Below are 20105 nucleotides of genomic sequence, written 5' to 3' on the forward strand. Positions count from 1 at the left end.
ACATCTAAATCATACGCCCCAAGTTTTGCCGGTTAAGCCAACTCAGTATCCTGATTTGGTGTCTCAGAATCCCGCTCCGAAAATCTCCGCAGAGGTCATAGCCAACCTCACCATCTTGGTACTCTCCGCGATGGTGATGATCCTGAATGAAACCGCGCTTTCGGTGGCGCTGCCCACCATCATGGCGGATTTCTCCATCCCGGCGACCTCCGCGCAGTGGCTGCTGACCGGCTTCTTGCTCACCATGGGCGTGGTCATTCCCACCACTGGGTTCCTGATGGATAAATTCACCACCCGGCAGATTTTTGGCGCCTCCACCGGCATCTTCCTGACGGGCACGGTGCTAGCGGCGCTCGCCCCGGCCTTTGGGTTACTGCTGGCCGGCCGCGTGCTGCAGGCTGCCGGTACCGCGCTGATGATTCCCACCCTTATGACCGTGGCCATGACGCTCGTTCCTCCGCAGCGCCGCGGCACCATCATGGGCATTATCACCGTGGTTATCTCCGTCGCGCCGGCCCTGGGCCCCACCGTCGGCGGGTTCATTTTGAGCATGGCGACCTGGCACGTCATCTTCTGGGCCATGGTCCCGCTCATCGCCGCCATTAGCGTCGCTGGCTACTTCCGACTGGTCAACGTGGGTGAGCGCAGGGATACCCGGCTCGATATTCCGTCGGTATTCTTATCCGCCCTGGCCTTCGGCGGGCTCATTTATGGCCTATCGTCCATCGAGAAGATGGTGGAGGGCGGCTCGCTTGCCGATGCCCTCCTACTCCTCCTCGGCATCCTCGCCCTCATTACCTTTACCGTGCGCCAACACCGGCTGGCCAAGGTAAACCGCGCGCTATTGGACCTGCGCCCGTTCAAGGTCCGCAATTTCACCCTCGCGGTTATCGCCATGCTGCTCATGTTCGCCCTGCTGCTGGGCACGGTGAATATCCTGCCCATTTATCTGCAGAGCTCGCTGGCGGTATCCTCGCTGGTCACCGGCCTCGTGGTCATGCCGGGCGGCCTCTTGCAGGGCGGGATATCCCCGATTGTGGGGCGGATTTATGACGCCCTTGGCCCCCGGCCCCTGTTGATTCCCGGCGCCATCATGTTTTCTACCGGCATTTGGCTGATGACCCTGCTGACAGAAAACAGTGAGGTGTGGATGGTTATTGGCATGCATATCCTGTTCGCCGTGGGCATCGCGCTCATGATGGCCCCGCTGATGACGGTCTCGCTGTCCTCGCTTCCCGATGACCTCTACTCCCACGGCTCCGCCATTTTGAATACGCTGCAGCAGCTCGCCGGCGCGGCGGGCACCGCCTTCCTCGTGGCCTTTTTGACTAGCGGCACCAAATCCGGCCAAGCCGAGGGCATGAGCGAGGCCGCCGCCACCGCCCAAGGCGCGCACTGGGCCTTCCTTTTCGCCGGCGTGCTCTCGCTTTTCGTGCTCGTGCTAGCGCCGCTGCTCAAGCGCGTGCCCGCCGCCGACTAACGCCGCGCGGACTAGCGCCGCGCGGAGTAACCCCTGCCGGGAGAGCGCGGACCGGTCAGCCTCGCCAGCTCTCCTCCGGCGCCTACTGCGCGCACAAAGGTAGCTTTAGCCGCGCGGATTCGGCATCGTCGCCCCACACCATGAAGATGGACTGGGTGCCTTCCACGGCCATAACGTAGGTCTGCGGATCCGTTGAGGCCTCGTAGCTTTGGATGGTGCACCTATCGTTAGACAGCTCTACTGGGTCAGTGTTTGGGAGGACGGCATCGCGTTCTTCCACACTGGGGTAGTAGGCGGCGGTGTAGTTGAAACCATCGCCCGAGCAGGTGATCTTCGCTTCTTGTCCATCTTCTGGAGGACGGGAGGAACACTCTGCACCGAGCGCGCCGTCTTGGCCGCTGCGCGAGCCGATCAGGCTCGGATAAGCATCCGCTAGGTTCTTTTCCTTGTCATCCCAGCTGGGGTAGGACAGGAAGAACCACAACGCGCCCGCGGCGGCCACCGCGATGACGGCCAAAACAGAAATGAGCGCGATGAGCCCGCCCTTGCCCTTCTTCTTTGGCGGGGCCGCATTCATCGGCGGTACCGGCTGTTGCTGGTACTGCTGCTGGTATTGCTGTTGATACTGCGGCCCGGCCTGGTTCTGCGGTGGGAACTGTTGCTGCGGTTGTGGCGGGAACTGTTGTTGCGGCTGGGACTCGGGCTCTGCGACCTGCACCGGCGGGAATTGTGAGGTATCGAGATCCCGCTCGGGGCGCAGCGCCTTAACGACCTCTTTAGCGCTCGAGAAATCCTTGTCCGGCCTAAAAGAAGGACACGTGGCGGTAACGAGTTTTTGGAAGGCGCGGACCGCATCGGCACCCGTCGCGCTCTTCGCCTTTTCCGAATCTTTCTCGGCGGTTTCCTGTGCAGACTTCTCCGCCGTTGTCTCCGCGGAGCTGGCACCGCCTGGGCCAGCGGCGGCGAGGACGGCGACCTCTTTATCCTCATCCACGAAAACGCGCTCGGCCTTGAGTCCATGGACGGCGAAATCCGCGCGGTTGCGGCTAATCAGGAAATCCACCGCGCCTGCCACGGGGGTGAGGATTTCTTGGGCGTGGGGTTTGGTGGGGGCATCGGCAAGCGTGGGCAAAGCGGTACCCGGGCAGGCCTTGCGGACTAAGAATTCCTGGCCATCCGCCGTCGTGCCAGAGCCCACCAGGGCGGCGAGCGCGGGGTGGTGCAGGCCGTGCAGGGCGGTAGAGGCCTTGACGATGCCCCTTGCCTCCGCCGCAAAGATCTCCACCGTAAATTCCTCGTGCGTGGAGCCATCCTCCACGACAAAAAGGGTGGAGTTGGGCCCCTCATCCAGCACTGCCTTTTCGTGCAGGTTGTGCTGGGAAGCAAAGAATTCGGGAAGGTGCGGCACGGCTATTTTATTCCTTTGTATCTACGAGACGACAGGGAGAATGAAGAAGATTCTAGGGCAAAAAGGCCCTGTTCGCTACCGGCGTACACCCATGTGAGCTGCGAGTATGGGCGGTTTGGGCCGTTTATAGGGCGATGGGGGCCAAAAAGAGGAAATCCTTTGGGGCGTGCGGCGTTACAGTGGGTACCACATTAGAAGCGAAAGTTTAGGGGAGTCATGTTCGAGAGGTTTACAGACCGTGCTCGTCGCGTCATCGTTTTGGCGCAAGAAGAAGCACGCATGCTTAACCACAACTACATCGGAACCGAGCACATCCTGCTCGGCCTTATCCACGAGGGAGAAGGTGTAGCTGCCAAGGCTCTAGAGTCCATGGGCATTTCCTTGGAGGACGTGCGCCGTGAGGTAGAGGAGATCATCGGCCAGGGCAGCCAGCCGCACACCGGCCACATTCCTTTTACCCCGCGCGCTAAGAAGGTCCTTGAGCTGTCCTTGCGCGAGGGCCTGCAGATGGGTCACAAGTACATCGGCACGGAGTTCCTCCTGCTCGGACTTATCCGTGAGGGCGACGGCGTTGCCGCACAGGTGCTGACGAAGCTCGGCGCTGATCTGCCGCGCGTGCGTCAGCAGGTTATCCAGCTGCTGTCCGGCTACGAGGGCGGCCAGCAAGAAGGCGGCGGCGACTCGAACCAAGCCCCAGGCCCCATCGGCGCGGGCGCAGGTTCCGGCGCCGGTGCCGGCGGACGCGGTGGTTCCGGCGGCTCGGGCGAGCGCTCCAACTCGCTCGTGCTGGACCAGTTCGGCCGCAACCTCACCCAGGCAGCCAAGGACGGCAAGCTAGACCCCGTCGTTGGTCGCGAGTCTGAGGTTGAGCGCATCATGCAGGTACTCTCCCGCCGCACCAAGAACAACCCGGTGCTCATCGGTGAGCCCGGCGTTGGTAAGACCGCTGTGGTTGAGGGCTTGGCGCTGGACATCGTCAACGGCAAGGTCCCAGAAACCCTTAAGGACAAGCAGCTGTACTCGCTTGACCTGGGTTCTTTGGTCGCCGGTTCCCGCTACCGCGGTGACTTTGAGGAACGCCTGAAGAAGGTTCTTAAGGAAATTAACCAGCGCGGTGACATCATCTTATTCATCGACGAGATTCACACCCTCGTCGGTGCCGGTGCCGCCGAAGGTGCCATCGACGCTGCTTCGCTGCTCAAGCCCAAGCTTGCCCGCGGTGAGCTACAGACCATCGGTGCTACCACCCTGGATGAGTACCGCAAGCACATCGAAAAGGATGCCGCGCTGGAGCGTCGTTTCCAGCCGGTGCAGGTCGATGAACCTTCGCTGGATGATACTTTCCTCATCCTGAAGGGCCTGCGCGATAAGTACGAGGCGCACCACCGCGTGTCCTACACCGATGAGGCACTGCACGCTGCCGCGCAGCTGGCGGACCGCTACATCAATGACCGCTTCTTGCCGGATAAGGCCGTCGACCTCCTCGATGAGGCCGGTGCCCGCATGCGCATCAAGCGCATGACCGCCCCGAAGGGCCTGCGCGAGGTCGATGACCGCATCGCAGAGGTTCGCCGGGAAAAGGAAGCGGCTATCGATGCCCAGGACTTCGAAAAGGCCGCCGGCCTGCGCGATGACGAGCGCAAGCTGGGCGAGGAGCGCTCCGAGAAGGAAAAGCAGTGGCGCTCCGGTGACCTGGAGGAAATCGCCGAGGTGGGCGAGGACCAAATTGCTGAGGTTCTGGCGCACTGGACCGGCATCCCCGTGCTGAAGCTGACGGAGAAGGAATCTTCCCGCCTGCTCAACATGGAAGAAGAGCTGCACAAGCGCATCATTGGCCAGGACGAGGCGGTCAAGTCCGTCTCCCGCGCCATCCGCCGCACCCGTGCAGGCCTTAAGGATCCACGCCGTCCTTCCGGTTCTTTCATCTTCGCCGGCCCGTCCGGTGTGGGTAAGACTGAGCTGTCGAAGTCGCTGGCTAACTTCCTCTTCGGTTCGGATGATGACCTCATCCAGATCGATATGGGCGAGTTCCACGACCGCTTCACCGCCTCCCGCCTCTTCGGTGCTCCTCCGGGATACGTTGGCTACGAAGAGGGCGGCCAGCTGACCGAGAAGGTTCGCCGCAAGCCATTCTCCGTGGTGCTTTTTGATGAGATCGAAAAGGCCCACAAGGAGATCTACAACACCTTGCTGCAGGTGCTGGAAGATGGCCGGCTTACCGATGGCCAGGGTCGCGTCGTCGACTTCAAGAACACCGTCCTCATCTTCACCTCGAACCTGGGTACCCAGGACATCTCGAAGCCGGTGGGCTTGGGCTTTACCGGCGCCAGCGAGAACGATTCGGACGCCCAGTACGAGCGGATGAAGGCAAAGGTCAACGACGAGCTGAAGAAGCACTTCCGCCCCGAGTTCCTGAACCGTATCGATGACGTCGTGGTCTTCCACCAGCTCACCCGCGAGCAGATCGTGCAGATGGTTAACCTGCTCATTGACCGCGTGGGTACCCAGCTGGAGGAGCGCGATATGGGCATCGAGCTCACCGATAAGGCCCAGAACCTCCTGGCCCAGCGCGGCTTCGACCCGGTTCTTGGTGCTCGTCCGCTGCGCCGCACCATTCAGCGCGATATCGAGGACCAGCTCTCGGAGAAGATCCTCTTCGGCGAGATTGGCGCCGGCGAAATCATCTCGGTCGACGTCGAAGGCTGGGACGGCGAGTCCAAGGACGACTCCGGCGCTACCTTCACCTTCACCCCGCGCCCGAAGCCGCTGCCGGATGACATCGATGAGCCTTCGCTTGCCGATGCCTCCGTCCGCGACAACGACCCCTCCGACGGTTCCGATTCGGATAACTCCGATTCCGATTCCGACGGCGACAACGGCGACGGCAACGGTCCAAAGGACGGCGGTTCCGGTTCCGACAATGACGGCATCGACACCAACGGCGAGCCGGATGTCATTTCCCCGGATGTGCCTTCGGAAAAGCCGGGCCCTGGTAACTCCGACGACGATGGCAAGAACCCGCCACCAGCAGGTGCTGGCCAGCCGATGTAACTAATCGGCTCGGCCCGCCCCGCCCCGGCCCGCTCGGGCCTGCATAACCACCCACGGTTCCACCGCGAACCCTGGGTGGTTTTTCGTATGTGCCCAGCGTGATGCACGGGGGTATTGCTAAAATGGCCGGTTATGGGACTTCAATATCGTTCGCGCAAAAAGACCGGCAAGAATAGCTGGATTAACATCTCCGGATCCGGTGCTTCCATGTCCACGAAGATTGGCCCGGTGACCTTTAATTCTCGCGGCGGCATGTGGGTCAACCTCCCTGGCGGGCTCAACTTCCGCGGCCGTTGGCGTTAACGATTCTCTGTGCTTCAACGCTGATAGGCCCGGCGGGAGGTTAAACCGGCAGGTGGTTAGACCGTCAGGTGGTTAAACCGGCAGGTGGAAGAGGCCGGCGGAGTTTTGCTCGGCGAGGCCATCGTCAAGCAGCGAAGCCAGCGCGCGGGAACGTTGCGCGGCATCGGGCCAAACCACGTCGATAGCAGACTGCGGCACCGGGTGATCGGCGGCGCGCAGCACGTCTAGAATCTTGCCGCGCACCTGCCTGTCGGTCCCGGCAAATTTTTGCACGCGCTTTTTTGCGCGGGATTGTTCCGCGGCGGAAGGCTCGGGGCACCCGGCGAGCTGCCAGGCACACGTCGCGCGCAGGGGACAGCGCTTACAATCGGGATTTTTCGCCGTACACACCAGCGCGCCGAGCTCCATGAGTGCGGCAGAAAACCGCGGCCCGTTGCGCTCGGGCAAGAGGGCGGCCACAGCGGCGAGCTCGCGCTTGGAGGGCGACGGGGCGAGGAAATTCCCGTCCTCGGCGCGGGCATAGACGCGGCGCACGTTGGTATCGACCACCGGCACGTTCTGGCCAAAGTGAAAGCACGCCACGGCGCGGGCAGTGTAGTCGCCGATTCCAGGCAGTGCGAGCAGCTCATCCACGTCTGATGGAACCTCGTCCATTACCCCCGCGCACTCCCAGAGCCGCAGCGCGCGCCGCGGGTAGCCGAGCTTGCCCCAGGCGCGCAGAACCTCGGCGCGGGAGGCTTGGGCGAAGTCCGTGGGGGTGGGCCAGCGCCGCATCCATTCCTCCCACACGGGGGCGACGCGGGCGACGGGGGTCTGCTGGCTCATGACCTCGGAAAGGAGCACTCCCCAGGCGGAGGTACCGGGGCGCCGCCAGGGCAAATCGCGTTCATTGGCGTCAAACCAGGAAAGAAGTGCGTGCGTATCCATCTCGCAGGACAGTCTAGGGCATTAAAATGTAGTTCATGCCATTAAGTAACGTTGCCCATAATCCGCAAGCCGTCTGGGAGGCCCTTCAGGCCGGAAACCAGCGCGTCATCGACGGCACCATCATGGATCTCAACAAGATTTATGAGCGCGACGGGCTCACCAAGGGCCAGGATCCCCGCGTGGTGGTCCTGGCCTGCTCCGATTCCCGCGCGCCCATCGAGCACATCTTCAATATCGGTTTCGGCGATGCCTTCGTCATCCGCACCGCCGGCCACATCCTGGACGCCTCCGTGCTGGCTTCCTTGGATTATGCGCTCGACCACCTGCACCCCAACCTGTTGGTGGTCTTGGGTCACCAGTCCTGCGGTGCGGTGGCGGCCGCGGTGGATTTTGTCCGCGGCGGCGAGCTGCCCATCGGCCTGCAGCGGCCCATCATCGAGAAGGTCGCGACGTCCGCTTGGACTGCGGGCCCTGACGCCACGCTTGCCGATGTCGAGCGTCAACACACCCTCCAAACCGTCACCCAGGTCGTGGCCAGCATCCCTAATGTGCGCAAGCAGCTTGACGATGGCTCCTTCGGCATCGTCGGTGCCCGCTACCTCCTCGAAGAATCGCGCGTGGAGCCATTGCACTCCTACGGCGTTGAGTTGACACGCGGTGCCGGCTTAGCGGATCCAGGCGCGTCTACCACTTAAAATTGAGTGCGTGAACCAGAATAAGCCCCTTCCAGAAGAGATCTATAAGCGCCGCCGGGTTGCCGCGCTTATCATCGTGATCGTCCTGGCCGTGGTGCTGATCTGGGCGGCGGTGGCCGCCTTTGGCGGCGATAGCGACGATTCCGTTGCCGCGTCCTCAGAGTCTTCGGCGGCAACCACGTCCGCCGAAACCACCAGCGAATCCGCAACCACGTCCACGGATTCGACGAGCGAATCCGAATCTGCCTCCGAGTCGGAAGCCAAGGATGGGGAAGAGGGGGCATCGGAAAGCAAGGAGCCCGAGGAATCCGTGCACGCTGCGAAGGACACCTGCTCGCTTGAGGACTTGGAGGTGCGCACCTCCATGCTCAACTACTCCGTGCCGGACGGCGAGCTGCCGAAGTTCTTCATGACCGTCACCAACCCCACCGCCGCGGATTGCAAAATCGACCTAGATGAGAACTCGCTGCGCTTCGAGGTCTACAAGATGACCGATAACCAGCGCGTATGGTCTGATACCGATTGCTACGCCTCCGTGCAGACCGGTGAGCAGACCTTCCCCGCGGGCAAGGACCTGAAATTCGAGGCTGAATGGTCCCGCCAGGCATCCGAACCGGGCAAGTGCACCGACCGCCCGACCGCCGAGCCGGGTGCCTACTTCGCCCACACTGTCATCGGCGATAATTCCTCCCCGCCGCAGGACTTCACCCTCCGCTAAGCGCGCGGCCTCCTTACAGTCGGCCGCGCGGAACCAACCCGCGCGTTATCTGCTCGGGCGGAAGCATCCCGCGTGGGAGTCCGCGCCGCCGGAGCGCCCTCCCCTCGGCAACAGCTCGGCAAGAACCCGCCACCGGTTACGATTGAACTACGGCTGGACCGCGGCGAGGGCCTCGCCAAGCGTTGCGACTTGGCGCACCTGCATGCCGTCCACGGGGTTAATTTCCCCACGCGGGACAATCGCCCGCTTGTATCCCAGCCGCGCCGCCTCCTGCAGGCGCCGCTCAACATTGGGCACCGGCCGCAGCTCGCCGGCCAAGCCCACCTCGCCGATGACCACCGTCTTCGCCGGCAGCGGCTGCTCGTGCAGCGAGGACCAGGTAGCCAGCGCCACCGCGAGGTCGGTTGCGGTTTCGGTAATCCGCATGCCGCCCACCGTGGCCACATAAGCATCCTTATCGTTCGTGCGCTGGCCGGCGCGCGCCTGCAATACGGCGAGCACCATGGGCACGCGGTTGGCATCGAGTCCCGTGACCACGCGCCGCGGGTTCTTCGCCACGGGGTCCACAGTCAGCGCCTGGACCTCGGCGAGGATGGGCCGCACGCCGTCCATGGCAACGGTTACCGCGGAGCCATCCGGCGTCGTGCCCCGGTGGGAGAGGAAGAGCCCCGACGGGTCCGCGACCTCCCGAATACCCCCGGCGGTTTGCTCGAAACAACCTACCTCATCGGTCGCGCCGAAGCGGTTTTTCATCCCGCGCAGCATGCGTAGGCTGGACTGGCGGTCGCCCTCGAAGTTTAAGACGACATCGACAAGATGCTCCAAAACCCGCGGTCCCGCCACGTTTCCGTCCTTGGTCACGTGCCCCACCAGCAGCACGGGGATGCCGGTGGATTTCGCCAGGGAGGTCAGCGCCGCGGTCACGGCGCGCGATTGCGCGACGCCGCCGGGCACGCCTTCTACCCCCACTGCATGCATGGTTTGCACGGAGTCCACGATGATGAGGCCGGGTTTGACGGCATCGACATGCCCAAAGACGGCGTCCAGGTTGGATTCGGCCGCGAGGTACAGCGATTCTTGCAGCGCCCCGGTGCGCTCGGCGCGGGCGCGGACCTGGCCGGCGGATTCCTCGGCGGTGGCGTAGAGGACGGTGCGGCCGAGCTGGGCCCAGCGGGAGGCGACCTCGAGAAGCAGCGTGGATTTGCCCACGCCGGGCTCGCCGGCCATGAGCACCACCGATCCCGGCACGATGCCGGAACCCAGCACGCGGTCAAGCTCGCCGATGCCCGTGCGCACCGTCTTCGTCGCCTGCGTGCCCACCTGTGTGATGGGCTGCACCGGGCTCGTCGGCGCCACGCCCTTATGCCCACCGCTTGCCGATGCCCCCGCCACCACCGGTGCCTTTTCCTCCATCGTCCCCCACGAACCGCAATCCGGGCAGCGCCCGAGCCACTTGGGGGAGACATAACCGCATTCGGAGCAGGTGTGGATGGGGCGAGATTTTTTGGCCATGATGTAGAGCCTAGAACGTGGCGGCCAAAACGACGAACGCGCCCGTACTCCGCGGAAAGAGTAGGGCGCGCGTGCGGTGGGCTATTAGTGGTGGGAGTTACCGGTGTTCGCGTCGGTGGTGTAGCCCTCTGGGGATTCCACGTCGCGGTCGTACTTACCGGCCTCCATCTGGGAGGCGGCGACGGTGGCGTCGACCTCGATGGAGCCGTTGGAAAACTCGAAGGTAACCGGGCGGTGGCCGGCGTAGCCAAAGTCATCGTTATCCAGGTGGGTGGCTACGTACTGCACGGTTTCGGAATCGTGATCCGGAGTGGCGTCCAGGTTCTCCTGGGAGTCCGCCACGATGGAGTGATCGCGCTTGAGCGGCTGGGTCTGCTTCATCTCGACGGTTTGACCGTCGACCTTCACGGACTTCAAGGTGATGACATCGGTTTCATAGCCCTGGTTGACGGCGTTGAATTTCAACGCGGCGCCACCGTCTGGCTCTGTCAGGATGGTGACATCACGGACGGCAATCTTTTCGTCATCGGTGCTGGCAGAAGCGCCATCAACCGCAGCTACCTTCTCTGCCGTCTGGGCGACGTGGCCTGCCGAGCAAGAAGCCAGCGCCAAAGCGGAGACGGCGGTAACGGAAATAATGGCACCGCGACGGGCGGCGGACTTCAGGGACTGCACGTTGAGCATCCTCCATCAATTGCGATCTCAGGGCTTATCAAATCTTTAGCCTAGTCCCTTTCGATATAAAGTACACAGTTTCTCGCTAACCTAGCGGGTAGTCTGTGGGGGTAATCGGGGGTATCCGGTGGCGGGCATGGCGCGCGTGATAAAATGGCGGCCTTAGTTATCGGCATATTCACGGGATTATAAGGAGTGGCAATGGAATATAAGGTCGGCGAGGTCGTCGTCTACCCGCACCACGGCGCGGCGGTCATCGAGGATATCGAAACCCGCGAAATGGGCGGCGAAGAGCTGGAATACCTCGTGCTGCACATCAACCAATCCGATCTCGTCGTCCGCGTGCCTAAGAAGAATGCGGATAACGTCGGCGTGCGCGATGTCGTGGGCAAGGAGGGCCTGGAAAAGGTCTTCTCCGTGCTGCGCGATGAAGACGTGGAAGAAGCCGGTAACTGGTCCCGTCGCTACAAGGCCAACCAGGAGCGCCTTGCATCCGGCGATATCAATAAGGTGGCAGAAGTGGTGCGTGATCTCTGGCGCCGCGACCAGGACCGCGGCCTGTCCGCCGGCGAGAAGCGCATGCTGGGCAAGGCCCGCACCATCCTGGTGGGCGAGCTGGCGCTGGCGCAGCCGGTCGATGACAAAAAGGCCGATACCATGATGGAAGAAATCGACGCCACCATCGAGCGCCACCGCGCCGCCGGCTTGGTCGATGATCAGTCCATTACCACCGATATCGACAACGACATCGATCTCGATGACCTCTCCTTCGACGACGAAGACTAAACCCCGCGTTATCGCCTTAATCGCCGCGGCCGGGCAAGGCACCCGCCTCGGCGCGCAGGTGCCCAAGGCCTACGTCGAACTGCACGGGCGCACCCTGCTGGAGCGATCCATACGCACCATGGCCAACTCCGGCCTCGTGGACGAGGTCATTGCGGTGGTGAGCCCGGCTATGGAGGGGGAAGCTGGGGGCATCGTCAAGCGCGTGCGCGCAGATATCCCGGTGCGCCTCGTGCATGGGCGTGGCGAGCGCGCCGATTCCATCTGGGCCGGGCTGCAGGCCATTCCGGACGAGGACGCCGTGGTGCTCATCCACGATGCCGCCCGCGCGCTCACCCCCACCGCGATGGTCGAGCGCGTGGCGCGGCGCGTCTTGGCCGGTGCGCCCGCCGTTATCCCGGTGGTTCCCGTGACCGATACCATCAAGGAAGTCGCCGGTGACACCGTCATTGGCACCCCCGATCGCGCCCGCTTGCGCGCCGTGCAGACCCCGCAGGGGTTCCGCCTCGCCGCGCTGCGCCAGGCCAACCTGGATTATTGGCGCAAGCAGCCGGATTTCACCGCCACGGACGATGCCAGCCTGATGGAATGGCACGGCCAGCGCGTGGAGACCGTGCCGGGCGATATCCTCGCCTTCAAAATCACCACCCCCACGGACCTGACCCTGGCCCGCGCCCTTGCAGAGGAGCAGCATGACTGAGCCCATCATCCCCCGCGTCGGCATCGCGACCGACGCCCACCAGATTGAAGCCGGTAAGCCCTGCTGGATTGCCGGGCTGCTTTTCGATGACGCCCCCGGCTGCGAGGGCCACTCCGACGGCGACGTCGTAGCCCATGCGCTTGTCGATGCCCTCCTCTCCGCCTCCCACCTCGGCGATCTCGGCTCCTTCGTGGGGGTGGGCCGGCCCGAATACGATGGTGTCTCCGGCGCCCAGCTCCTGCGCGAGTGCCGCGAGCTGCTGGAATCGGAAGGTTTTATCATCGGCAATGCCGCAGCCCAGCTCATTGGCCAGACGCCGAAGATGGGCCCGCGTCGCGAGGAGGCCGAGGCCGTGCTTTCGGAAATCCTCGGCGCGGATGTTTCTATTTCCGCCACCACGACCGACCATTTGGGCTTTACCGGCCGCAAAGAGGGCCGCGCGGCGGTAGCAACGGCCGTTGTCTGGCGGCGCCAACACTAACCCCGCGCACGGGTGATTTAGACTGGGTGGCGTGAGTACTTTGCGCATTTTTGACACAGCCACCCGCAGCCAACGCGACTTCGAGCCGATTCGCCCCGGCCATGCCTCCATCTACTTGTGTGGTGCCACCCCGCAGGCGCAGCCGCACATCGGCCACCTGCGCTCCGGCGTGGCTTTCGACATCCTGCGCCGCTGGCTGCTCGCGCAAGGCTATGACGTCGCGCTCGTGCGCAATGTCACCGATATCGATGACAAGATCCTTACCAAGGCCGCCGAGAATAATCGCCCCTGGTGGGAGTGGGTGTCTACCTACGAGCGCGAGTTCACCAAGGCCTATAACCTGCTCGGCGTGCTCCCGCCGTCCGTGGAGCCGCGCGCGACGGGCTTTGTCACCCAGATGGTCGAGTACATGCAGCGGCTTATCGATGCCGGCTTTGCCTATCCCGTTCCCGCCCAAGACGCCGAAGCCACCGCGCAGACCGATGGCGCATCGACCCCTGCCGATGCGGCCGGCTCGGTGTACTTTGACGTCGAGGCCTGGACCAAGGCGGAAGGATCCGACTACGGCGCGCTGTCCGGCAACCGCGTTGAGGAGATGGAACAAGGCGAGTCAGACAACGCGGGCAAGCGCAGCCCGCTCGACTTCGCCCTGTGGAAGGCCGCGAAGCCGGGCGAGCCGAGCTGGCCCACCCCGTGGGGGCGTGGCCGCCCGGGCTGGCACTTGGAGTGTTCTGCCATGTCGACGTACTACCTGGGTTCCAATTTCGATATCCACTGCGGCGGCTTGGACCTGCAATTCCCGCACCACGAAAACGAGATCGCGCAATCGCACGCGGCTGGCGATAAGTTCGCCAATTACTGGATGCATAACCACTGGGTGACGATGGCCGGCGAGAAGATGTCGAAATCGCTCGGCAACGTGCTTTCCATCTCGAACATGCTAGAGCTCGTGCGCCCAGTGGAGCTGCGCTACTACCTGGGCTCTGCGCGTTACCGCTCCGTGCTGGAATACTCCGAATCCGCCCTGACGGAGGCGGCGGCGGGCTACCGGCGGATTGAGGACTTCGTCAAGCGCTTTGCAGGCGTCGAACGCGGCGAGTGGACGCCGGACTTCGAGGACGCCATGAATGACGATATCGCCGTGCCCAAGGCGCTGGCCGCTATCCACACCACCGTGCGCGCGGGTAATAAGGACCTGGCCGCCGGGGACGAGGACGCCGCCCGCGCGAAGGCCGCCCAGGTGCGCGGGATGGCGCACGTACTTGGATTTGACCCGCTGGAGTGGGAAGATGGAGGCGAAGCTAGCGGGGCAGACGCGGCGCTGGATGCGCTGGTCCAGGCAGAACTGGAACGGCGCACGCAGGCCCGCGCAGAAAAAGACTTCGCTACTGCCGATGCCGTGCGTGACCGCCTCACTACCGCCGGCATTACCATTACCGATACCCCAGACGGCCCCACGTGGTCGTTGACCCAGCGTTAAGCAGCGTTTCGCTGTTATTTCCGCTGGTTATTGAACGGTTTCCTCGAAAGGACTGAAACGATGGCACGAACCCATGGCCGCGGTGGCGCGGGCATCCGCAAGACGAATAAGAAGGGCGCTACCAAAGGCTCCGGCGGCCAGCGCCGCAAGGGCCTAGAAGGCAAGGGCCCCACCCCGAAGGCCGAGGACCGCGTCTACCACGCCAAGCACAAGGCGAAGCTGGAGCGTGAGCGCCGCAACTCGGGGCGCCACCAGAAAGAAACCGCAGAGATGGTGGTGGGCCGCAACCCGGTCATCGAGTGTCTGCACGCCAAGGTGCCGGCCACCACGCTCTACATCGCTGCCGGAACTCGCAATGATAAGCGGCTTTCCGAGGCAGTGTCCATGTGCAATACCCGCAATATCCCCATCATCGAGGTCCAGCGCCACGAGATGGACCGCATGACGGGAAATGGCATGCACCAGGGCATCGGCTTGCAGATTCCGCCGTACAAGTACGCCGCGGTGGAGGATTTGATTGCCAACGCCGCCGAGAACCCGCGCCCCGGCATGTTCGTCATCCTGGATAACATCACCGATCCGCGCAACCTGGGTGCCGTCATCCGTTCCGTGGCCGCTTTCGGCGGCGATGGCGTGATCATTCCAGAGCGCCGTTCGGCTTCTGTCACCGCGGTGGCCTGGCGCACCTCAGCTGGTACCGCTGCCCGTTTGCCGGTCGCCCGCGCAACGAATATCACGCGCACCGTGAAGGAATTCCAGAAAAACGGCTACCAAGTCGTCGGCCTCGACGCCGGCGGGGATCACACGTTGGATACCTATGAAGGCGGCACGGACCCCGTGGTCATCGTCATCGGCTCCGAGGGCAAGGGAATTTCGCGCTTGGTCAGCGAAACTTGCGATGTCCTTATGTCCATTCCCATGACCGGGTGGGTTGAATCCCTCAACGCCTCCGTTGCCGCGGGCTCGGTGCTATCCGAGTTCGCGCGCCAACGCCGCGCCGCCGCAAAATAACCCGCTCTTACCCTGCCGGCTCACCGCCTTGGACTATCGCCGGAGGCCATGCTGGTCATGTTTCGAGCGCTCAGAATCACCGGCGCGGGTGCAAGCCCAGCGTCAAAAGGCACGCTGGGTCCTTTGCGGGCACAACCTTCTGAGTGCGAAACGTTGTGGGCCGCAACGATTAACCATTATCTGCCCAGGGCGGCAGCCATCGGATGGTTCCGTTGACCCGGGCTAAGTGCCCGCGCAATGGCGGGGCGTTGGGATCGTCGTCATTCACGCCATTGTGGTACGGACAGGCGATGGTCAAGTTTCGCGGGTTGGTCTCGCCACCATTTTTCCAGGCATTGAGGTGGTGAACCTGGCATTCATCGGCGGGGTAGCGGCACTCCGGCCACGGGCAGACCGGGTTTTCGGCCGCTGCCATCAGGCGTTGCTTTGCAGAGGCAAAGCGCGAGGTGCGGTAAAGGTTTACCGGACCTTCCACTGGATGAATGAGGGTGACGTAGCCGTGCTCGGTAAACGCCCGTCGCACCAGATCAGCACCGGTCATTGTGGCGCCATTGGTCAGCTGGACCACGACATCGCCGTCAGAGCCAGAACCATGGGCAGAGTCAGCGCCAAGGTTCGCGCTAGGGTCAGCAGCGGCGTTGGAGCCCGAGCCGGCGGCTGAGCCGGAATCGGTGCTGGGTTTCGAGTTTGTGCCTGCGGATGAGCCGGCGCGGGCGTTGGAGCTCGAGCCAGGCTTGGAGCTTGAACCGGAAGGGGAGCCGGAGCCGAAATCGACGATGCGGTCGAGCTCGTCGAGGCGGAGCACGACATTGGTCGTCACGCTGGGGCGGGCGGCGGCCTCGCCGTGGAAGATATTCTGCACAGAGGCAAGCGGGGCGTCCTTATCAATCGCGGCGTGCATATCGGCGATATCGGCGGACGGGCCGGTAATGGACATTGTCCAGGGGCCGTCAGCGCGGCGATAAATCTTCACGCCGGGCTGGCGCTTCACGGGGCCCTTGAGCTCTTTGACGCGGGCGCGGCCCCGCTTATCGATATCCGAGACCTTTCCCTTCATCCCACACAATTCGCGCCGCAGCGCCCACGCATCGCGCTTTTTCTTCAGCTTGGCGGCGTGGCGCTCGATGGTAAGCAATGCCGTGAGGCTGTGCCCATTGGCGCGGCTCGCGGCGATGGACTCGCGTTGTTGGCGGCGAAAGGTGGTGGTGCCGAAGTAGGTTTCGGCAAGCGTGAGCAGGCGGGTGGCGGTGGTATCGGGGCACCCGGCCGCAATCAGCGCGCGCACAGACATGCCGTGGCAGTTGGCGATGATATCCATGCCGGGTGCCAGGCCCTTGAGAAATGTCTGCAGCGCGTTCATGCCCCAGAGATTAAAGAGCCTCGCAAGCCCGCGCTAGCCGATGCCCCACCTCCCTGTGGACAACTGCCCTTAAGCGTCACCTAAGCCGAAGAAATCACGGACTTTATCCACAGCATTGAAGGAATCCGTATTTGGTCCTATGCTCGGCGGCGTTTCTTTGCTAGAGGGGATCACGTGCCCGAGGCCCTCCATGGTCCACAATTCCACGGGAAAGTCGCCGTCGTAGTAGGTGGACGTTATCCCGGGAATGGGCTGGCTTTCGCGGGGCGGGCGGCAGCCATTGGCGAGTGCGAAGTGTTCTGCGGTGACGGGAGCAGAAAGCACACACCCGCGGGTTTGCTGCCCATCGATGCCGGCAAGCCCGCCATCATAGGGTGCAATCGGGTCTTCGGTGCCGTGGATAAAAAGCAGCGGGGTAGGCCGGTAGCCATCGGGGTGGGTGGGCGCGTGGTTGGAACCCTCGCCCAGCGTGGAGGCGAAGACGCAGGCACGGGTGAGGGTAAAGGGGGCATCGTAAAGCAGGCGCAGCACCATCTGCCCGCCGTTGGAATAGCCGGCGGCGAAGGTGCGCGCGGTGGAGTACTCGCGCTGCATGGTCTCGATGAGGAAGGTGCTAAAAGAAACGTCGTCCACCCCGAGCTCCCGGGCGCGGACCGGCAGATCGGCGCGGGTGTCGTTGAAGTGGTGGTCGATGCCGTCGGGGTAGACGACGAGGGTATTGGTGGCATCGGCAAGCGCGTCCACCGTGCCGTTGGTAAAGCGGCGAATGACGTTGGCGGACTGGTGGGAGCCGTGGAAAAACAGCAGTAAGTCCGGCTGGGGCTCGAGGTGCTCGGGCTCGATGACGATGAAGCGGCGGGTGTGGCCAGCCACATCCGCGGTGCGGCGATGAATATGCATGCCCGCCGAGTTTAGTCGGCGTGGTGGGCCTCTGCGGCGCTGCGGTTATCGGCGTGGAAATGCTTGGCCGCTACCTCATCGCGGATGGCGCGCTTGCCCTGCCGCCAGCCGATGAACCGGCACACCAGGTAGATCACAAAGGAAATGGTGGTCACGAAGACGGAGACCGGTAGTCCTGGCGCCAGCGAAAGGATGAAACCGCCCACGGCGGAGACCTCGGCGAAGATGGTGGACCACAGCACCGCGCGCAGGGGCGAGGAGGTGATCTGTACCGCCGCCGCGCCGGGGGTGATAAGCAGCGCCATGACGAGCAGCGAGCCGACGATTTGCACCGACTGCGCTGCGGCGAGGCCGACGAGGACGGCGAAGGCGACGGAGATGGCGCGGGTGGGCACGCCGGCGGCGCGGGCCATATCAGGATCGGCGGAGGCAAAGAGCATGGGCCGCCAGAGGAAGCCGACGGCGGCGACGATGATGACCGTGGTGGCGGCCAGCAGCCATACCGAGGCGGAGGATACGCCGACGATTTGGCCGGTCAGAAGCGTCATCGCCGTATTGGAATTGCCGGGGTAGAGGTGCAAGAACAGCACCGAGAGGCCCAGGCCAAAGCTCATGACCACGCCGATGGCGCTATCTTGCTGGCCCTTAAAGCCCAGCATGGCCAGGATGATGGCGGCGACGATGGCGCCGGCAACCGCACCGAAGCCCAGGTTGAGGCCGAAAAGCAGCGCCGCGGAGGCGCCCATGAGTGCGAGCTCAGAGGTGGCGTGGACGGAAAAGGACATCTGGCGCAGCACGATGAGCGAGGTCATCACGCCAGACAGGATGCCCAGCAACGCAGAGGCTATGAGCGAGGACTGCACGAAGTCCACGCTGAGTAGGTATTGGGTATCTTCCCAGAAGCTAGACAACGATGAGCCTCCCGTCGACGTTTAAGACATTGACCTTGGAACCGTACAGCTCCGAAAGCACCTCGGAGCGCATGACCTCATCCACCGGGCCGAAGGTGTGACCATTGGGCGCGATGTAGAGGACCTTATCCGTCACCCCGAGCACGGGGTTAATGCCGTGGGTGACAAAGATAATGGAGGTCCCGCGCTCGCGGCGCAGCGAGTCCAGTTTGTTAACCGTGGCGTTTTGCCGGGCGGGGTCGAGGGAGAGGAGGGGCTCATCGGCAAGAATGAGGTCCGGGTCATTAGCCAGGGCCTGGGCCTGGCGGATGAGCTGTTGCTGGCCGCCGGAAAGCTGGCCGACGCGCCGGTCCCGCAGCCCCGTGGCGCCCACCTCTTCCAACAGTTCGTCCACCCGTCCACGGGGTGTGTGCCGGTGCCGGAACACCCCGTGCGCCACGGAGAGCGAGACCAAGTCGCGGGCGCGCAGGGGAAGGTCAGCGGGGAACATGCGCTGCTGGGGGATGAACCCGACCCGGCAGTTGACGTCGACGCGGCCGCTGGTCAGCGTGCGGGTGCCGAGGATGGTGCCCAGCAGGGTGGACTTGCCCACGCCATTGGGGCCTAAAACGGCGATAAACTCGCCGCGGTCCACGGCGAGGTTAAGCTGTGACCACAGCGGGTCTACTGCGGCCTCATGGAATTCAACGAGCACTAGTGCTTCCCCAGCTTGCTCGTGACTTCGTCGTAGTATTCCCAGAACTTCTTACCGTCCGGCGGAGTTTCGCCGATTTCTACGATATCGACGTCATTGTCCTCTGCGGCGGACTTGATGCGGTTGGCGGTATCGGTTTCGGTCTGGGGGTTGAAGATGAGGAGATCGACCTCGCCATCGTCAATGGCCTTGATGAAGGCGGCGACATCGGCAGTAGCGGGCTCGCCCTCGGAGATGGTGGCCTTGCGGAAGCCCTCGGGGGTGACGTCCTTGGTGTCGGAGTACTTCATCAGGTAATCGGCGATGGGCTCGGTCTGCGCGTAATTCAGGCCATCTGGAAGCTCCTTGAGCTTATCGCGCAGCTGATCCACGTGGGAGTCGATCTTCTCGGTGGTGGCGCCGGCGTCGGAGTATTCCTCGTTGATTTGGTCCGCGATGGAGCCTGCTACCTCCTCCAGGGCGGCGGGGTCGTACCAGATGTGCTCGTTGCCCTCGATATTGGTGACCTTGTCCGGGTCATTCTTGGCGGTGGCCTTCGCGGCATCGATGGTCATGACATCGGGGTCCTCGTCCAGCTTGCCGTGGTCCGTCAGGGGCAGGGCGGAGATGATGTTGTCCTGATCGGCGACGGCCTGGTAAATCCAGGCATCGTAGCCGCCGCCGTTGACCACGAGCATATCGGCGTCATTGGCCTTGGCTACATCGGCCGCGGTGGGCTCGAAGTGGTGGGGGTCGGTGTCATTGCCTTCCACGATGGGTTTTACCTCGATGTCGATGCCGGAGGCGGTATCGGCCACCGCCTGGGCAACATCGGCCCAGATGGATGTGGAGGCGACGATGGAAAGCTTCTTTTCGCCGGAGTCGGATCCGGAGCCAGATCCAGAATCTGCGGAGCACGCGGCGGTGAAAAGGAGGCCACTTGCTGCGAGTAGGGCTGTTGTTGCGCGTAGTGACGTGTGCATACCCTCCAGTGTGCGTTTGCTGGCAATCATTGTCAATTGAATATGCATTGAAAA

Annotated in this window: 19 protein-coding genes; 10 read left to right on the top strand and 9 right to left on the bottom strand. The window is 63.3% G+C overall.

What is annotated here, in order from left to right; translation table 11 throughout:
• Nucleotides 1-58: 58 nt before the first annotated feature.
• The gene (locus QP891_RS06170; protein WP_284770332.1) at nt 59-1480 is read left to right on the top strand and encodes an MDR family MFS transporter; all 1422 of its coding nucleotides are present in this window, start codon (nt 59-61) and stop codon (nt 1478-1480) included.
• 82 nt (nt 1481-1562) lie between these two features.
• On the opposite strand, the gene QP891_RS06175 is transcribed toward QP891_RS06170, so the two are convergent.
• Nucleotides 1563-2888 (bottom strand): serine/threonine protein kinase, encoded by a 1326-nt coding sequence (locus tag QP891_RS06175; RefSeq protein ID WP_284770333.1) that lies wholly within the window; start codon nt 2886-2888, stop codon nt 1563-1565.
• A 216-nt stretch (nt 2889-3104) separates the two neighbouring features.
• Between QP891_RS06175 and QP891_RS06180 the strand changes: the two genes are divergently transcribed.
• Together QP891_RS06180 and QP891_RS06185 are read left to right on the top strand one after the other, a co-directional pair.
• Nucleotides 3105-5939, top strand: coding sequence for an ATP-dependent Clp protease ATP-binding subunit (locus QP891_RS06180; protein ID WP_284770334.1), 2835 nt, complete (start codon nt 3105-3107; stop codon nt 5937-5939).
• A 132-nt stretch (nt 5940-6071) separates the two neighbouring features.
• Nucleotides 6072-6242 (top strand): DUF4236 domain-containing protein, encoded by a 171-nt coding sequence (locus QP891_RS06185; protein WP_081443674.1) that lies wholly within the window; start codon nt 6072-6074, stop codon nt 6240-6242.
• Nucleotides 6243-6314: 72 nt separating this feature from the next.
• Here QP891_RS06185 and QP891_RS06190 read toward each other — a convergent pair whose 3' ends face one another.
• Nucleotides 6315-7169: an HhH-GPD family protein gene (locus QP891_RS06190; RefSeq protein ID WP_284770335.1), complete on the bottom strand. Its 855-nt coding sequence runs from the start codon at nt 7167-7169 to the stop codon at nt 6315-6317.
• A gap of 35 nt (nt 7170-7204) precedes the next feature.
• On the opposite strand from QP891_RS06190, the gene QP891_RS06195 reads away from it, so the two are divergent.
• Nucleotides 7205-7864, top strand: a complete 660-nt coding sequence (locus QP891_RS06195; RefSeq protein ID WP_284770336.1) for a carbonic anhydrase — start codon at nt 7205-7207, stop codon at nt 7862-7864.
• 10 nt (nt 7865-7874) lie between these two features.
• The gene (locus tag QP891_RS06200) at nt 7875-8582 is read left to right on the top strand and encodes a hypothetical protein (RefSeq protein ID WP_284770337.1); all 708 of its coding nucleotides are present in this window, start codon (nt 7875-7877) and stop codon (nt 8580-8582) included.
• 147 nt (nt 8583-8729) lie between these two features.
• Here QP891_RS06200 and radA read toward each other — a convergent pair whose 3' ends face one another.
• Both radA and QP891_RS06210 read right to left on the bottom strand, forming a co-directional pair.
• Nucleotides 8730-10094 carry a DNA repair protein RadA gene (radA, locus tag QP891_RS06205; protein WP_284770338.1) on the bottom strand — a complete coding sequence of 455 codons (1365 nt, stop codon included), beginning with the start codon at nt 10092-10094 and terminating at the stop codon, nt 8730-8732.
• A gap of 84 nt (nt 10095-10178) precedes the next feature.
• On the bottom strand, nt 10179-10778 hold the full coding sequence (locus tag QP891_RS06210; RefSeq protein WP_284770339.1) for a hypothetical protein: 600 nt from the start codon (nt 10776-10778) through the stop codon (nt 10179-10181).
• Between the two features lie 192 nt (nt 10779-10970).
• Here QP891_RS06210 and QP891_RS06215 point away from each other — a divergent pair, with 192 nt between their 5' ends.
• Genes QP891_RS06215 through rlmB form a run of 5 tightly spaced genes read left to right on the top strand, consistent with a single transcriptional unit; the run spans nt 10971 to nt 15224 of the window.
• A complete protein-coding gene (locus QP891_RS06215; protein WP_005279544.1) occupies nt 10971-11555 on the top strand; it encodes a CarD family transcriptional regulator in 585 nt (194 codons plus the stop codon).
• Nucleotides 11527-12252: a 2-C-methyl-D-erythritol 4-phosphate cytidylyltransferase gene (gene ispD / locus QP891_RS06220; RefSeq protein ID WP_284770340.1), complete on the top strand. Its 726-nt coding sequence runs from the start codon at nt 11527-11529 to the stop codon at nt 12250-12252. Before QP891_RS06215 ends, ispD begins: the two co-directional genes overlap by 29 nt.
• Complete coding sequence (gene ispF / locus QP891_RS06225) at nt 12245-12733, top strand: 2-C-methyl-D-erythritol 2,4-cyclodiphosphate synthase (protein WP_126319785.1); 489 nt, start codon at nt 12245-12247, stop codon at nt 12731-12733. Before ispD ends, ispF begins: the two co-directional genes overlap by 8 nt.
• Nucleotides 12734-12764: 31 nt before the next feature.
• A complete protein-coding gene (gene cysS, locus QP891_RS06230) occupies nt 12765-14213 on the top strand; it encodes a cysteine--tRNA ligase (RefSeq protein WP_284770341.1) in 1449 nt (482 codons plus the stop codon).
• A 60-nt stretch (nt 14214-14273) separates the two neighbouring features.
• Entirely contained in the window at nt 14274-15224 is a 951-nt protein-coding gene (rlmB, locus tag QP891_RS06235; RefSeq protein WP_023023899.1) for a 23S rRNA (guanosine(2251)-2'-O)-methyltransferase RlmB, read from the top strand.
• A gap of 169 nt (nt 15225-15393) precedes the next feature.
• Here rlmB and QP891_RS06240 read toward each other — a convergent pair whose 3' ends face one another.
• The 5 genes from QP891_RS06240 to QP891_RS06260 form a co-directional block, all read right to left on the bottom strand.
• Nucleotides 15394-16584: an HNH endonuclease signature motif containing protein gene (locus QP891_RS06240; RefSeq protein ID WP_284770342.1), complete on the bottom strand. Its 1191-nt coding sequence runs from the start codon at nt 16582-16584 to the stop codon at nt 15394-15396.
• A 69-nt stretch (nt 16585-16653) separates the two neighbouring features.
• Nucleotides 16654-17484 carry a CE1 family esterase gene (locus QP891_RS06245; protein WP_284770343.1) on the bottom strand — a complete coding sequence of 277 codons (831 nt, stop codon included), beginning with the start codon at nt 17482-17484 and terminating at the stop codon, nt 16654-16656.
• Nucleotides 17485-17495: 11 nt separating this feature from the next.
• A complete protein-coding gene (locus QP891_RS06250; protein WP_284624692.1) occupies nt 17496-18395 on the bottom strand; it encodes a metal ABC transporter permease in 900 nt (299 codons plus the stop codon).
• Entirely contained in the window at nt 18388-19089 is a 702-nt protein-coding gene (locus QP891_RS06255; RefSeq protein WP_284770344.1) for a metal ABC transporter ATP-binding protein, read from the bottom strand. Before QP891_RS06255 ends, QP891_RS06250 begins: the two co-directional genes overlap by 8 nt.
• On the bottom strand, nt 19089-20099 hold the full coding sequence (locus QP891_RS06260; protein ID WP_502869498.1) for a metal ABC transporter solute-binding protein, Zn/Mn family: 1011 nt from the start codon (nt 20097-20099) through the stop codon (nt 19089-19091). Before QP891_RS06260 ends, QP891_RS06255 begins: the two co-directional genes overlap by 1 nt.
• Between the last annotated feature and the right edge of the window lie 6 nt (nt 20100-20105).

This window comes from Corynebacterium sp. MSK310, from assembly GCF_030227355.1.
GTDB classification, from domain to species: domain Bacteria; phylum Actinomycetota; class Actinomycetes; order Mycobacteriales; family Mycobacteriaceae; genus Corynebacterium; species Corynebacterium rhinophilum.

Excerpts from the sequence above, each read along its gene's own strand:
- QP891_RS06180 (WP_284770334.1), top strand. The coding sequence starts at position 3,105 with ATGTTCGAGAGGTTTACAGACCGTGCTCGTCGCGTCATCGTTTTGGCG.
- QP891_RS06185 (WP_081443674.1), top strand. The coding sequence starts at position 6,072 with ATGGGACTTCAATATCGTTCGCGCAAAAAGACCGGCAAGAATAGCTGG.
- QP891_RS06190 (WP_284770335.1), bottom strand. The coding sequence starts at position 7,169 with ATGGATACGCACGCACTTCTTTCCTGGTTTGACGCCAATGAACGCGAT.
- QP891_RS06195 (WP_284770336.1), top strand. The coding sequence starts at position 7,205 with ATGCCATTAAGTAACGTTGCCCATAATCCGCAAGCCGTCTGGGAGGCC.
- radA (WP_284770338.1), bottom strand. The coding sequence starts at position 10,094 with ATGGCCAAAAAATCTCGCCCCATCCACACCTGCTCCGAATGCGGTTAT.
- QP891_RS06210 (WP_284770339.1), bottom strand. The coding sequence starts at position 10,778 with ATGCTCAACGTGCAGTCCCTGAAGTCCGCCGCCCGTCGCGGTGCCATT.
- QP891_RS06215 (WP_005279544.1), top strand. The coding sequence starts at position 10,971 with ATGGAATATAAGGTCGGCGAGGTCGTCGTCTACCCGCACCACGGCGCG.
- ispD (WP_284770340.1), top strand. The coding sequence starts at position 11,527 with ATGACCTCTCCTTCGACGACGAAGACTAAACCCCGCGTTATCGCCTTA.
- ispF (WP_126319785.1), top strand. The coding sequence starts at position 12,245 with ATGACTGAGCCCATCATCCCCCGCGTCGGCATCGCGACCGACGCCCAC.
- rlmB (WP_023023899.1), top strand. The coding sequence starts at position 14,274 with ATGGCACGAACCCATGGCCGCGGTGGCGCGGGCATCCGCAAGACGAAT.
- QP891_RS06240 (WP_284770342.1), bottom strand. The coding sequence starts at position 16,584 with ATGAACGCGCTGCAGACATTTCTCAAGGGCCTGGCACCCGGCATGGAT.
- QP891_RS06245 (WP_284770343.1), bottom strand. The coding sequence starts at position 17,484 with ATGCATATTCATCGCCGCACCGCGGATGTGGCTGGCCACACCCGCCGC.
- QP891_RS06260 (WP_502869498.1), bottom strand. The coding sequence starts at position 20,099 with ATGCATATTCAATTGACAATGATTGCCAGCAAACGCACACTGGAGGGT.